The organism is Salmonella sp. SAL00653, assembly GCF_046552515.1.
In the GTDB taxonomy this organism is placed as follows: domain Bacteria; phylum Pseudomonadota; class Gammaproteobacteria; order Enterobacterales; family Enterobacteriaceae; genus Salmonella; species Salmonella enterica.
The window spans coordinates 73,652-87,774 of the sequence record NZ_JBGDTY010000002.1; the positions used below are offsets into that span (position 1 = coordinate 73,652).

13 protein-coding genes and 2 pseudogenes are annotated in these 14,123 nt (G+C 51.0%); 9 read left to right on the top strand and 6 right to left on the bottom strand.

From position 1 onward, the window contains the following. The first annotated feature begins 53 nt into the window (after positions 1-53). From priC to ACLJRU_RS03095, 3 genes are all read left to right on the top strand, one after another. The gene (gene priC / locus ACLJRU_RS03085) at positions 54-581 is read left to right on the top strand and encodes a primosomal replication protein N'' (protein ID WP_001519637.1); all 528 of its coding nucleotides are present in this window, start codon (positions 54-56) and stop codon (positions 579-581) included. A gap of 13 nt (positions 582-594) precedes the next feature. Next, entirely contained in the window at positions 595-762 is a 168-nt protein-coding gene (rsmS, locus tag ACLJRU_RS03090; protein ID WP_000051158.1) for a pleiotropic regulatory protein RsmS, read from the top strand. A 69-nt stretch (positions 763-831) separates the two neighbouring features. Beyond that, positions 832-1,755, top strand: a complete 924-nt coding sequence (locus ACLJRU_RS03095) for an Rpn family recombination-promoting nuclease/putative transposase (RefSeq protein ID WP_023235519.1) — start codon at positions 832-834, stop codon at positions 1,753-1,755. A 41-nt stretch (positions 1,756-1,796) separates the two neighbouring features. Here the strand turns inward: ACLJRU_RS03095 and mscK are convergent, their stop codons facing one another. From mscK to acrR, 4 genes and pseudogenes are all read right to left on the bottom strand, one after another. Beyond that, positions 1,797-5,159: a mechanosensitive channel MscK gene (mscK, locus tag ACLJRU_RS03100; protein WP_001539334.1), complete on the bottom strand. Its 3,363-nt coding sequence runs from the start codon at positions 5,157-5,159 to the stop codon at positions 1,797-1,799. Between the two features lie 118 nt (positions 5,160-5,277). After that, positions 5,278-5,361 (bottom strand): annotated as a pseudogene (locus ACLJRU_RS03105) (DNA-binding transcriptional repressor AcrR); the annotation flags it as partial. Positions 5,362-5,376: 15 nt separating this feature from the next. Beyond that, positions 5,377-6,074 (bottom strand): IS1-like element IS1B family transposase gene (locus ACLJRU_RS03110; RefSeq protein ID WP_095033700.1). Its coding sequence is split into 2 segments (ribosomal slippage): positions 5,377-5,825 and positions 5,825-6,074, totalling 699 coding nucleotides; the frame shifts between segments, so codons are not numbered across the junction. A 55-nt stretch (positions 6,075-6,129) separates the two neighbouring features. Beyond that, positions 6,130-6,708: pseudogene (gene acrR / locus ACLJRU_RS03115) on the bottom strand (multidrug efflux transporter transcriptional repressor AcrR); the annotation flags it as partial. A 141-nt stretch (positions 6,709-6,849) separates the two neighbouring features. On the opposite strand from acrR, the gene acrA reads away from it, so the two are divergent. The 6 genes from acrA (at position 6,850) to ACLJRU_RS03145 (ending at position 13,649) form a co-directional block, all read left to right on the top strand. Then, the gene (acrA, locus tag ACLJRU_RS03120; RefSeq protein WP_023235518.1) at positions 6,850-8,043 is read left to right on the top strand and encodes a multidrug efflux RND transporter periplasmic adaptor subunit AcrA; all 1,194 of its coding nucleotides are present in this window, start codon (positions 6,850-6,852) and stop codon (positions 8,041-8,043) included. 22 nt (positions 8,044-8,065) lie between these two features. After that, positions 8,066-11,215, top strand: coding sequence for an efflux RND transporter permease AcrB (gene acrB, locus ACLJRU_RS03125; protein ID WP_001132508.1), 3,150 nt, complete (start codon positions 8,066-8,068; stop codon positions 11,213-11,215). A 495-nt stretch (positions 11,216-11,710) separates the two neighbouring features. After that, on the top strand, positions 11,711-12,085 hold the full coding sequence (gene tomB, locus ACLJRU_RS03130) for an Hha toxicity modulator TomB (RefSeq protein ID WP_000344807.1): 375 nt from the start codon (positions 11,711-11,713) through the stop codon (positions 12,083-12,085). A 27-nt stretch (positions 12,086-12,112) separates the two neighbouring features. After that, a complete protein-coding gene (locus tag ACLJRU_RS03135; RefSeq protein WP_001280991.1) occupies positions 12,113-12,331 on the top strand; it encodes an HHA domain-containing protein in 219 nt (72 codons plus the stop codon). 178 nt (positions 12,332-12,509) lie between these two features. After that, a complete protein-coding gene (maa, locus tag ACLJRU_RS03140; protein WP_001278793.1) occupies positions 12,510-13,061 on the top strand; it encodes a maltose O-acetyltransferase in 552 nt (183 codons plus the stop codon). A 117-nt stretch (positions 13,062-13,178) separates the two neighbouring features. Next, on the top strand, positions 13,179-13,649 hold the full coding sequence (locus ACLJRU_RS03145; protein WP_000136183.1) for a YlaC family protein: 471 nt from the start codon (positions 13,179-13,181) through the stop codon (positions 13,647-13,649). A 55-nt stretch (positions 13,650-13,704) separates the two neighbouring features. Here the strand turns inward: ACLJRU_RS03145 and ykgO are convergent, their stop codons facing one another. Both ykgO and ACLJRU_RS03155 read right to left on the bottom strand, forming a co-directional pair. Further along, positions 13,705-13,845, bottom strand: a complete 141-nt coding sequence (gene ykgO / locus ACLJRU_RS03150) for a type B 50S ribosomal protein L36 (RefSeq protein WP_001197749.1) — start codon at positions 13,843-13,845, stop codon at positions 13,705-13,707. Positions 13,846-13,850: 5 nt separating this feature from the next. Next, complete coding sequence (locus tag ACLJRU_RS03155) at positions 13,851-14,111, bottom strand: type B 50S ribosomal protein L31 (protein WP_000801415.1); 261 nt, start codon at positions 14,109-14,111, stop codon at positions 13,851-13,853. Positions 14,112-14,123 lie beyond the last annotated feature (12 nt).

The following is a 14,123-nucleotide window of genomic DNA, read 5'->3' on the forward strand; positions in this document are numbered from 1 at the left end:
CAAACAGAAGGCTACTGTAGCACAGCCTGTCTTATTTTCATCGGGGTGTTGAATTGAAAACCGCTATGCTGTTACAGACGCTGGAAGAGAGGCTGGCGACGCTACGCCAACGCTGCGCGCCGCTGGCGCAACATGCGACGTTAAGCGCGCGCTTTGACCGACACCTTTTCCGTACCCGCAGTACTCTGTTGCAGGGATATCTGGAAGAGGCTGACGCCAATCTCGCCGCGTTGCGTCAGGCGGTAAAACATGAGCAACTGCCGCAAGTCGCCTGGCTGGCGGAACATCTGGCTTCGCAACTGGAGGCTATATCGCGTGAAACCGCCGCCTGGTCGCTGCGCCAGTGGGACACCGCCGCGCCAGGGCTTGGCCGTTGGCAGCGCAGACGAATACAGCATCAGGAGTTTGAACGTCGACTACTGGCGATGACACAGGAGCGCAAAATTCGTCTGGCGCAGGCGACCGGCCTTGTCGAACAACAAACGCTGCAAAAGGAAGTCGAGATCTATGAAGGACGGCTGGCGCGCTGTCGACATGCGCTGGAGAAAATAGAAAACGTACTGGCGCGTTTAACCCGCTAACCCTGGAGAAAGTATGTCGCTTGAAAATGCCCCTGATGAAATCAAACTGGCCGTGGATTTAATTATGCTGCTTGAAGAGAATCGCTTACCGGCACGAACGGTGCTACGCGCGCTGGAAATAGTTATGCGTGATTATGAAAACAAGTTAAAAAGTACGGAAGACGACTCGCAAACAGAGTAATTGCCCTCTGGTTTGTCCTCGTTGTCGCTGACAAAGTGGTCGATACAGTCAGGCAACAAGGGATGGGTCATGGAACGTCTACCCACCACGCCGCACGATGCGATATTTCGACAAATGCTGATGCAAAAAGAGGTCGCCCGCGACTTTCTGGCTATCCACTTGCCAGAAGCCTTTCTTGCAATCTGCGATCTGGATTCACTGAAGCTGGAGTCAGGGAGTTTTGTTGAAGACAATTTACGCAGCCGCTATTCAGATATTCTCTACTCTCTGCATACCCAACACGGCCCCGGGTATGTTTACGCGCTCATTGAACATCAGAGCAAATCAGACCGGCTGATGGCTTTTCGCCTGATGCGTTACGCCATTGCCGCCATGCAGCGTCATCTGGATGCCGGCCATGATACCTTGCCGCTGGTGGTACCAATCCTCTTTTATCACGGTCCGGAAAGCCCGTGGCCCTATAGCCTTAACTGGCATAATATGTTTGTGAAACCGGATATGGCGAAGGCCTTATACAGCCGCGATTTTGCGCTGGTCGACCTGACGATAATGCCGGATAATCAGCTTTTGCAGCATCGGCGGATAGCGATGTTAGAGCTCCTGCAAAAACATATTCGTCAACGCGATTTAAGCGAACTGCTCGACCCCCTTATCACGCTTTTAACGCAGGATCATTTGACGGACACGCAGCTCAGTGTACTAATCAACTATATGTTGAAAGCAGGAAACGCCGCAGAACCCGGGGCGCTAATTCGTCAACTGGCGCAGGGCGCGCCGCAGTATAAGGAACAACTGATGACAATAGCGGAATGGCTGGAAGAAAAAGGCCGAACGGAAGGGTTGCAAAAAGGCCTTGAGCAAGGGTTAGCACAAGGCCGTGAGGCCGAAGCGCGCGCTATTGCCCGCAAAATGCTTGCCAACGGGCTGGAACCCGGGCTCATCGCCAGCGTCACCGGCATTACGCCGGAAGAGCTTTCTACGCTTTCGCATTAGCGGCGCCGCGCGCACTCATAAAGCGCGCGGCCCACCGCCTTTTAGCTTGTCGTAGGCGCCAGATCGCCGCCGTTGAGATCGCGCTTCACTTCAGTGACTTCGTCGCCCTTCGCGTTATGCAGATGCACCTCAAGCTGGTTAAAGGCGATATTGATATCATTTTCACGGCACAGTCGATCGATCGCGCGGTTCAGTTCATCCACCGTATGGCTACGATCGCGCAATTCACGCACATACAGACGCAGTTCATGATCCAGAGTGCTGGCGCCAAAGGTGGTGAAGAATACGGCAGGTTCCGGATCGTGCATCACCTTCGGATGCTCCATCGCCGCCTGTAGCAGGACTCTTTTCACTTTCTCCAGATCCGAGCCATAGGCCACACCAAGCCGGATCACCAGACGTGTCGTGGTATCGGAGAGGGACCAGTTAATCAGCCGCTCCGTCACGAACGCTTTGTTCGGAATGATCACTTCTTTACGATCAAAATCGGTAATAGTGGTGGCGCGAATACGAATCTTACTGACCGTGCCGGAGTAGGTGCCGATCGTTACCGTATCGCCAATGCGTACCGGACGTTCGAAGAGGATGATTAAACCCGAGACAAAGTTACCGAAGATCTCCTGTAGCCCAAAACCGAGACCCACCGACAACGCCGCCGCCAGCCACTGGAGTTTATCCCACGAGACGCCGAGCGATCCGAATACTGTCATCGCGCCAACAGCGATAATGACGTAGTTAAGGATCGTGGTGATCGCATACGAAGCCCCCTGGCGCATATTCAGACGTGAAAGCACCAGCACTTCCAACAGGCCGGGTAAGTTGCGGATGAGTGCCCAGGCCACCATCGCGGCAATAATGGCGAATAGCAAGCTGCCCATCGTCACGCTTTTCACCACCGCAGCGCCAGCTTCGGAGCCGTTGTAGTGCCACAGCGTGATGCTATCAAGATAGCTGAATACGGTGATCAAATCGGACCAAATCGCCCAGAACATAACGCCAAACAGGGCAAGCATTAGCAGCATCGTGATACGTAATGTTTGCTGGTTAATCTGCTCCAACGCAATGGCGGGTTCTTCCTGTGGCTCCGCGCCTTCCGCTCCCTCTTTTACCAGGTTCTGACGACGAGCCAGCGCGCGTCGCCAGGCAATCCGGCGCGCCGCTACGCTTAACCCGCGCAGCACCGTTTGATAAAGCAGGTTCCAGATAATGACCAGATAGACGGTTTCAATCCAGCGTCCCGCCAGGCGCAGCGTGGTATAGAAATAGCCGGTCGCCGTTAATACCATTAACGCCACCGGAATAATGGAAAGAATCGTCACGGTCACCAGTCGAATGCCGTGAGATTCTTTATCGCGCCAGCTTTCCCGGCACAGTGGCCACACCAGCAATGTTATGACCAGCAGATTGAGGAAAATAACCGCCTGCCCCAGCACGTCATCCATCAGATTCAGCGGCGACAACTCCGCCACCACAGACCAAAAGTGCAGCGGCAGCAATGCGAGGCTAATGCGTACAATCTGGCGACGCCAGTGGCTGGTCAACTGCGCTGGCATACCGAAATGGCGTATTGCCACGCCCTCTTTTTCCAGCACCTTCCAGCACAGCCCAAAGACCAGCCAGAACATCGCGAGCTTTTTACTAAAGGCCCAGAGCAGATCGCTGATATTTAGCTGCATGGTCAGCAGGATCAGTCCAAGCGCGAGGATAATCAGGCACACCGGCAGCGCGCGGATCAGATCGATCAGAATAGCTTTTGGCGTATTGAGCTGACTATCGTTACGCAGCGATCCCACGGCGGCGGCCAGCTTCTGTTGATACGCTTTTAACCATTTCAGACGCCAGCGGATTAAACCGGCGATGAGCAAGAGCGGCAACCCGGCCAAAAAAGCAATAAATACCGCGGGCCAGGCTTTTTGCCAGTTCACCGTGATTTTCATGGCGCTGAATTGCTCTTTTAACGTTTGGGGGAACGCTTTAAGCCAGTCCCAGTCCATAGGGCGGTTACTGTTCACCCAAAAAATCTGCTGCGTCAGAATGGCTTTCAGATTTTTCGAGACGCTCATCAACTGCTGCTGGTTAACTTGCAGGTTAATCGCCATCATCAGCTGGTTACCCAACTGTTTATTTAGCTGATCCAATAGCTCACGGCGCATCTCCACCACCTGAAGCAACGCATCATGAACTTCATCATTCACCTCGCTGGTATGCCCCTCCTCCAGCTTGTCGACAAAGGCATCGCTTTGGAATAAGGCATCACGCTGCTGGTTGATTTCAAACTGCTCCAGACGCAAATCCGCAATGCGGTTGGTCATATCTTCGAGTTCGTCGGCGGAGGGCAGGGTTTGCTGCTGTTGATAAAGAATACGCGACAACAACAGGCTGCCTTTTAAGACGGCAATCTGTTCTTTGATATTTCTTTCCGACTGCAGCGCGCGATCGAGCCAGTTTTTTACTTTAATGTTTTGCTGCATCAACATATTGCCGTTTTCGGTCGCGACAATCAGACGCTGGCTGAGTTGATGGTTAATATCCAGTTCCTGTTTTACCAGCGGGTTTGCCTGGATACGCGCCGTTTCGTCCGGCGAAATGGCCTCCTGGGCCGTTTTTTCCGTTAGCGTAAGTCGTTTACTGTTGACCGCCTCCTGTAAAAGTTGAAGCTGATGTTCAAGGCGATTACTGTTGGCCGTCACGTAATCCCGCTGTTTTTGCAGGGTGTCCTGCAAAACGGTATTTCCTTCAAGACTCTTACGTTGCTGGTCGATCTGCGCATTAAGCAGCGCCTGCTGTGCCTGTAATAACACCTGTTGGCTGGGGCGAAGCGCGGCTTCGCCAACGTTATTGCCGTCCAGACGGTTACGGATTTGCTGTATTTGCTGTGAGGCGGTATACATGGCGTTTTGCACGCGCTCAGGCTGGGTCTGTAGCGAAACAAGCTGGCTGTTATAAGCGGCAAGATCGTTTTGCGAATTTTGCAAATCATCCAGTACCTGCGCCACGCGCAGCTCAAGCTGACGTAGCGAAAGCGCACTCAGCGTTTTTCGCATTTCATCATCATTATCGACATCGCTCAGCGCATTCAACGCAGCCGTCGCCTGACGCATTTTTTCAGGCGCCTGCGCCACCTTCTGCCGTAGCTGTACGGTTTCCTCTTTCACCCGCTCGATTTTCTCCAGCGTAGCTAACGTATCAATAAGGTCCTGCTGGACGAACTTATCCTGGGCGGAGAGATCTTTTTGCTTATTCAGCGTATCCAGCTGGTTTTGCACATCCGCTTTTGACGGCAGGTCGCCATTCGTTTGCCCCCGGGCAAATGCCAGAGACTGACAGGACAGCAAGATAATAAGGACGCTAATTGTAATAAAAACAAAATGCTGTGAACGTTTATAAAGCTGCAACATAGTCATGAGAATGAAGTGTCTGAACCGGCAAGCAGACCGGAAATAATTGAGTCGCAAGAATATCACGCCTGTAACAAACAGAATAGCGACACAGAAAATGTCCAGGAGTTTTCCTGGAATATTATCAGGGGGAGCCGTTGAACGTCGACGCGCGCAGCGTCGGACACAATTGATACATCTCCAGCAGGATCGTGACGTAGGCGCGAGCGGTAATGACTCCAACTTATTGATAGTGTTTTATGTTCAGATAATGCCCGATGACTTTGTCATGCAGCTCCACCGATTTTGAGAACGACAGCGACTTCCGTCCCAGCCGTGCCAGGTGCTGCCTCAGATTCAGGTTATGCCGCTCAATTCGCTGCGTATATCGCTTGCTGATTACGTGCAGCTTTCCCTTCAGGCGGGATTCATACAGCGGCCAGCCATCCGTCATCCATATCACCACGTCAAAGGGTGACAGCAGGCTCATAAGACGCCCCAGCGTCGCCATAGTGCGTTCACCGAATACGTGCGCAACAACCGTCTTCCGGAGCCTGTCATACGCGTAAAACAGCCAGCGCTGGCGCGATTTAGCCCCGACGTATCCCCACTGTTCGTCCATTTCCGCGCAGACGATGACGTCACTGCCCGGCTGTATGCGCGAGGTTACCGACTGCGGCCTGAGTTTTTTAAATGGCGGAAAATCGTGTTGAGGCCAACGCCCATAATGCGGGCGGTTGCCCGGCATCCAACGCCATTCATGGCCATATCAATGATTTTCTGGTGCGTACCGGGTTGAGAAGCGGTGTAAGTGAACTGCAGTTGCCATGTTTTACGGCAGTGAGAGCAGAGATAGCGCTGATGTCCGGCGGTGCTTTTGCCGTTACGCACCACCCCGTCAGTAGCTGAACAGGAGGGACAGCTGATAGAAACAGAAGCCACTGGAGCACCTCAAAAACACCATCATACACTAAATCAGTAAGTTGGCAGCATCACCGGCGCGAGCTTCTTTTTTTAAATCAAACGATTGCGGAGCAAATAACCAGTTTTCCATGAGCCCTGAAATAAAGCTGCGCATCAGTATCGCCGCACGACGAGTCAGCAGATTTTCAGGCAGCATTTTAGCATTAATACAATGTTTTAACGTTTGTTCAATCCGATCGTAACTTTCCAGACAAAGGCTACGTTGCGCCTGTTGAACCACAACCATTTCTCCGACAAACTCACATTTATGGAATATAATCTCCATCAATAAGCGGCGTCGTTCTTCTGTTACAGTAGCTTCAAGAATATGAACTAAAATTTCTCTTAATACAGATAGTGGATCGTCGGGGAATTTTGCCTGATACTCAATCTCAAGCTCACCAATATTGGATTCTGATAGCTCCCAGATCTCACTGAATAAATCCGACTTATTTTTGAAATGCCAATAGATTGCGCCGCGCGTCACGCCAGCAGCGTTCGCAATCTCCGCCAGCGAGGTTGCCGATACGCCTTGCTGCGAGAACAAACGCAGGGCCACATCCAGGATGTGTTGTCGTGTCTCCAGCGCTTGTTGTTTGGTTTTTCGTGCCATATGTCGGTGAATTTACAGGCGTTAGATTTACATACATTTATGGATGTATGTACCATAGCACGACGATAATATAAACGCAGCAATGGGTTTAAGGACCTTTGACCATTGACCAATTTGAAATCGGACACTCGAGGTTTACATATGAACAAAAACAGAGGGTTAACGCCTCTGGCGGTCGTTCTGATGCTCTCAGGCAGCTTAGCGCTAACAGGATGTGACGACAAACAGGACCAGCAAGGCGGCCAGCAGATGCCAGAAGTTGGAGTTGTCACACTAAAAACGGAACCACTGCAAATCACAACTGAACTTCCGGGTCGTACCATTGCTTACCGTATCGCCGAAGTTCGCCCACAGGTAAGCGGCATTATCCTGAAGCGTAATTTCGTTGAGGGAAGTGATATCGAAGCGGGAGTCTCTCTCTATCAGATTGATCCTGCGACCTACCAGGCGACTTACGACAGCGCTAAGGGCGATTTGGCAAAAGCGCAGGCCGCCGCGAATATCGCTGAACTGACGGTGAAGCGTTATCAAAAGCTGCTGGGTACGCAGTACATCAGTAAGCAGGAATACGATCAGGCGCTGGCTGACGCGCAACAAGCGACTGCCGCCGTTGTCGCAGCAAAAGCCGCCGTTGAAACCGCACGTATCAACCTGGCGTATACCAAAGTCACCTCACCGATTAGCGGTCGTATTGGTAAGTCATCCGTAACGGAAGGCGCGCTGGTACAGAACGGTCAGGCGTCGGCGCTGGCGACAGTGCAGCAGCTAGACCCTATTTATGTCGATGTGACCCAGTCCAGCAATGACTTCCTGCGCCTGAAGCAGGAGCTGGCAAATGGTTCGCTGAAACAGGAAAACGGCAAAGCGAAGGTCGACCTGGTGACCAGCGACGGTATCAAATTCCCGCAGTCCGGTACGCTTGAGTTCTCCGACGTGACCGTTGACCAAACCACCGGGTCTATTACTTTGCGCGCCATCTTCCCTAACCCGGATCACACCTTATTGCCAGGAATGTTCGTTCGCGCACGTCTGCAGGAAGGGACAAAACCGACGGCATTACTGGTTCCACAACAGGGCGTTACCCGTACTCCACGCGGCGATGCCACGGTGCTGGTGGTTGGCGCTGATAACAAAGTGGAAACCCGCCAAATCGTCGCAAGCCAGGCGATCGGCGATAAGTGGCTGGTGACTGACGGGTTGAAAGCGGGCGACCGCGTAGTCGTCAGCGGGCTGCAAAAAGTACGTCCTGGCGCACAGGTTAAAGTGCAGGAAATTACCGCGGATAACAAACAGCAAGCCGCAAGCGGTGATCAACCTGCTCAGCCCAGGTCTTAACTTAAACAGGAGCCGTTAAGACATGCCTAATTTCTTTATCGATCGCCCTATATTTGCGTGGGTGATCGCCATCATCATCATGTTGGCAGGGGGGCTCGCGATCCTCAAATTGCCGGTAGCGCAATATCCGACGATTGCGCCACCAGCAGTGACGATCTCCGCAACCTACCCTGGCGCTGATGCGAAAACGGTACAGGATACCGTCACGCAGGTTATCGAACAGAATATGAACGGTATCGATAACCTGATGTATATGTCCTCCAACAGTGACTCCACGGGGACCGTGCAGATCACGCTGACCTTTGAATCCGGCACCGATGCGGACATCGCGCAGGTTCAGGTTCAGAACAAGTTGCAACTGGCAATGCCGTTACTTCCCCAGGAAGTACAGCAACAGGGCGTGAGCGTTGAGAAGTCCTCAAGTAGCTTCCTGATGGTAGTGGGCGTCATTAACACCGACGGCACCATGACCCAGGAGGATATTTCGGATTACGTTGCCGCCAATATGAAAGATCCGATCAGCCGTACCTCTGGGGTGGGCGACGTCCAGCTGTTTGGTTCGCAGTATGCGATGCGTATCTGGATGAATCCGACAGAGCTGACCAAATACCAACTGACGCCGGTCGACGTGATTAACGCGATCAAAGCGCAGAACGCCCAAGTCGCGGCAGGTCAGCTCGGTGGTACGCCGCCGGTAAAAGGCCAGCAGCTTAACGCATCGATTATTGCCCAAACGCGTCTGACCTCAACGGATGAGTTTGGCAAAATCCTGCTGAAGGTGAATCAGGATGGCTCTCAGGTTCGTCTGCGGGATGTAGCGAAAATTGAGCTTGGCGGCGAGAACTACGACGTCATCGCGAAATTTAACGGTCAGCCAGCGTCAGGTCTTGGCATCAAACTGGCTACCGGCGCCAACGCGCTGGATACCGCTACCGCTATTCGCGCCGAACTGAAAAAAATGGAACCGTTCTTCCCGCCAGGGATGAAAATCGTCTACCCGTATGACACCACGCCGTTCGTGAAGATCTCTATTCATGAAGTGGTAAAAACGCTGGTCGAAGCGATTATCCTCGTGTTCCTGGTGATGTACCTGTTCCTGCAGAACTTCCGCGCGACGTTGATTCCGACTATTGCGGTTCCGGTGGTGTTGTTGGGAACCTTTGCCGTGCTTGCGGCATTCGGTTTCTCGATAAACACGCTGACGATGTTCGGGATGGTGCTCGCCATCGGCTTGCTGGTGGATGACGCCATCGTGGTGGTCGAGAACGTCGAACGTGTTATGACGGAAGAAGGCCTTCCGCCGAAGGAAGCGACGCGCAAATCCATGGGCCAGATTCAGGGCGCATTGGTGGGTATCGCGATGGTACTGTCGGCGGTATTTATTCCGATGGCCTTCTTTGGCGGCTCAACCGGGGCAATTTATCGTCAGTTCTCTATCACCATCGTATCGGCGATGGCGCTGTCGGTGCTGGTCGCGCTGATCCTGACGCCTGCGCTGTGCGCGACGATGCTCAAACCCGTCGCCAAAGGCGATCATGGCGAAGGGAAAAAAGGCTTTTTCGGCTGGTTTAACCGCCTGTTTGATAAGAGCACGCATCACTACACCGATAGCGTAGGCAATATTCTGCGCAGCACCGGGCGTTATCTGCTGCTCTATCTCATTATCGTCGTCGGTATGGCTTATCTGTTCGTTCGTCTGCCAAGCTCTTTCTTGCCGGATGAAGACCAGGGCGTATTCCTGACAATGGTCCAGCTCCCCGCCGGCGCGACGCAAGAGCGCACGCAAAAAGTGCTGGATGAGGTCACGGATTACTATCTGAACAAAGAGAAAGCCAACGTTGAATCGGTATTCGCCGTCAACGGCTTCGGTTTTGCAGGGCGCGGTCAGAATACCGGTATTGCATTCGTGTCGTTGAAAGACTGGGCCGATCGTCCAGGCGAAAAAAACAAGGTTGAAGCGATTACCCAGCGGGCAACCGCAGCGTTTTCACAAATTAAAGATGCGATGGTCTTCGCCTTTAACCTACCGGCGATTGTTGAACTGGGCACCGCAACCGGGTTTGACTTCGAGTTGATTGACCAGGCGGGACTTGGTCATGAAAAACTCACCCAGGCACGTAATCAGTTGTTCGGCGAGGTGGCGAAATATCCTGATCTGCTGGTCGGCGTTCGACCTAACGGTCTGGAAGATACGCCGCAGTTTAAAATCGATATCGACCAGGAAAAAGCTCAGGCGCTGGGCGTGTCTATTAGCGACATTAATACCACGCTGGGCGCAGCATGGGGCGGCAGCTATGTAAACGACTTTATCGATCGCGGTCGTGTGAAGAAAGTTTACGTGATGTCCGAAGCGAAATACCGCATGTTGCCGGATGATATTAACGACTGGTACGTTCGTGGTAGCGATGGTCAGATGGTGCCGTTCTCCGCATTCTCCTCTTCCCGCTGGGAATATGGTTCGCCGCGTCTGGAACGCTATAACGGTCTGCCTTCGATGGAAATTCTGGGTCAGGCGGCGCCAGGCAAGAGTACTGGTGAAGCGATGGCGATGATGGAGGAACTGGCCAGCAAGCTGCCGTCAGGCATTGGATATGACTGGACCGGGATGTCCTACCAGGAGCGGTTGTCCGGCAACCAGGCCCCTGCCCTGTATGCTATCTCGCTGATCGTCGTCTTCCTGTGTCTGGCGGCATTGTATGAGAGCTGGTCTATCCCGTTCTCCGTAATGCTGGTTGTTCCGCTTGGGGTTATCGGCGCGCTGCTGGCTGCGACCTTCCGCGGACTGACTAACGACGTTTACTTCCAGGTGGGCCTGCTCACAACCATTGGGTTGTCGGCGAAGAACGCGATACTTATCGTCGAATTCGCCAAAGACTTAATGGATAAAGAAGGGAAAGGTCTGGTAGAAGCGACGCTGGAGGCCGTTCGGATGCGTTTGCGCCCGATTCTGATGACCTCGTTAGCGTTCATGCTGGGGGTTATGCCGCTGGTTATCAGTTCCGGCGCGGGTTCCGGCGCGCAGAATGCGGTAGGTACTGGCGTACTGGGCGGGATGGTAACGGCAACCGTACTGGCTATTTTCTTCGTACCGGTCTTCTTCGTGGTGGTACGCCGCCGCTTTAGCCGTAAAAGCGAAGATATTGAGCATAGTCATTCGACAGAACATCGCTGATTTGCTCACTGTTGATAAGGCCGCGCAAGCGGCCTTTTTTACGCAAAAATCATAAAATACGCTTATTGTTAGATTGATTATTTTTTGCCATATTAATAAAAGGTATAATCCTTACTGCGTTAAAGGCTTTTCTTAGGAAAGTTGGCCATTTCTTAATTCAGCCATTAATTAAGAAATATTAAGAATATTCCTGGCTATTTTCTCCTGTCAGAGTCTATTGTTTTAGCCTGAAAAGCTAAAAAACGTTAACCCAATGATTACACAAACAATAAAACTGGTTCCTTTTTAGGCGACCGACGATCACTGTTAAAATTCGAAAAAGTATGGCAACACGCGGCTTTCACGCAATTGTAATTTTTCGTAATATGACGATGAAAAGTTTTTTAGAGTAGATTATAGTTAAATCATAAGGTGACGTGGGAAGTACCAGGTTAGTTAGTTGTATCCATCCCGAAGGTGTTCGGTTAGTTTAAGCCACTAAAAAGGGGATGCATTATGGACGAATACTCACCCAAAAGACATGATATAGCACAGCTTAAATTTCTTTGCGAAACCCTGTATCATGACTGTCTTGCAAACCTTGAAGAAAGCAACCATGGCTGGGTTAATGACCCGACCTCAGCAGTCAACCTGCAGCTCAATGAGCTGATAGAGCATATTGCAACTTTCGCGCTTAATTATAAAATTAAGTACAATGAAGACAATAAATTGATTGCGCAGATAGATGAATACCTGGACGACACCTTTATGTTGTTCAGCAGCTATGGTATTAATACGCAGGATTTGCAAAAATGGCGTAAATCGGGCAACCGCCTGTTCCGTTGTTTCGTCAACGCCACCAGGGCCAATCCTGTTAGTTTGTCTTGTTAAAAATTATTACAATCATAGGTAGAATTTATGTCTGATAAACCATTAACTAAAACTGATTATTTGATGCGTTTACGGCGCTGTCAGACAATTGACACTCTGGAGCGCGTCATTGAGAAAAATAAATATGAATTGTCCGACAATGAGCTGGCTGTATTTTACTCAGCTGCGGATCACCGTCTTGCAGAATTGACGATGAACAAACTCTACGACAAGATCCCCTCTTCAGTATGGAAATTCATTCGTTAATCACGCTACATTACTTTTTAGAGAACACGCAGGTGTTATCTGCCTCCTCGTTCTGGCTAATAACACAACGGGCTATTATAGAACAGTGATATAGATCACATAGCAATAGCAGGGAACGTTCCCTCTAATACTTTATTATTGCTTCTATTGCGATAATATCCACCAAGGGGAGCGCGCGATGAGTGACGAAAAACAAAAAATGATCGCTGGGGCACTGTATTGCCCGACCGATGAAACTTTATGCCAGGATCGACTGCGGGCGCGTCAACTCATCCATCAATACAATTATACTACGCCTGATGAAATAAATAAGCGTCAGGCGATTTTACGCGACCTGTTGGGTCGATGCGAAGACGCCTATATTGAACCTTCCTTCCGTTGCGACTACGGCTATAATATTTTTCTTGGTCACTCCTTTTACGCTAACTTCGACTGCGTCATGCTTGATGTTTGCCCTATTCATATTGGCGATAATTGTATGCTCGCGCCAGGGGTACATATCTATACCGCCACGCACCCGCTGGACGCCGTCGAACGCAACAGCGGCAGAGAATTAGGTAAACCCGTCACTATCGGAAATAACGTCTGGATAGGCGGACGAGCCGTCGTTAATCCTGGCGTAACCATCGGCGATAACGTCGTCGTCGCTTCAGGCGCTGTGGTGACAAAAAACGTACCGCCAGACGTCGTGGTAGGCGGAAATCCGGCGCGAATCATTAAAAAATTGTAGTTCAAATGATAACTGTTATGCTAATTCGTGGTTAATCTGTTACTTTTTTCACGTTACACCTCCCTTTAAAATGGGCTGTTACTACCCCCTATGTCGCAGAAATCATGAAGGCAAAAGATGACAGAGATACAGCGCCTGCTTAGCGAAACTATTGATGACTTAAACGTCCGTGAAAAACGCGATAACAGGCCGCGTTTTAGTATCAGTTTTATCCGCAAGCATCCTGGGTTATTTATCGCGATGTATGCAGCCTGGTTTGCGACGCTGGCGGTCATGCTGCAATCAGAAACGCTGGTGGGGTCAGTGTGGCTGTTAGTGGTGTTATTTATCGCATTTAATGGCTTCTTCTTTTTCGACATCGCCCCGCGTTATCACTATAACGACATCGATGTGCTGGACCTCCGGGTCTGTTACAACGGCGAATGGTACAACACCCGCTTTGTTCCCCCCACGCTCATTGAGACGATTCTTCAGTCTCCACAGGTGGATAATGAACATAAAGTCCAGCTGCAAAAAATGGTTGCCCGTAAGGGCGAACTTTCCTTCTACGATATTTTTACGCTGGCCCGCGCAGAAGCCAGCCGGTAATAAAAAAGTGCGCACCCTCCCTGGTACGCACTGCTTTCCCTGAACCGTTGGTTTTTTAACGTCTTTTTTTACGCCCCTGAACCGCCTTAAAACGCGGATTTGTTTTACAAATCACGTATAAGCGTCCTTTGCGTTTGACTATCTGGCAATCCGGATGCCGTTGTTTTGCATTGCGAAGTGAGTTTAACACCTGCATTTCATTTACCCCCGTTTAGCGCCGATAAAATGACCAAAACGTTTCTGGAAGCGTGCGGCGCTACTTTCGCTATCAAACGTTTTCTGTCTACCGGTATAAAAAGGATGCGATTTTGATGACACATCAATAGTGACATACGGATATGTCACGCCGTCCAGTTCGATTTCACGTTCAGTTTTGATAGTTGATCCCACTTTCACATATTCATTTGCGCTGGTGTCGTGAAATACGACGGTGCGGTATACAGGATGAATATCAGGTTTCATTGCGCTCTCTCA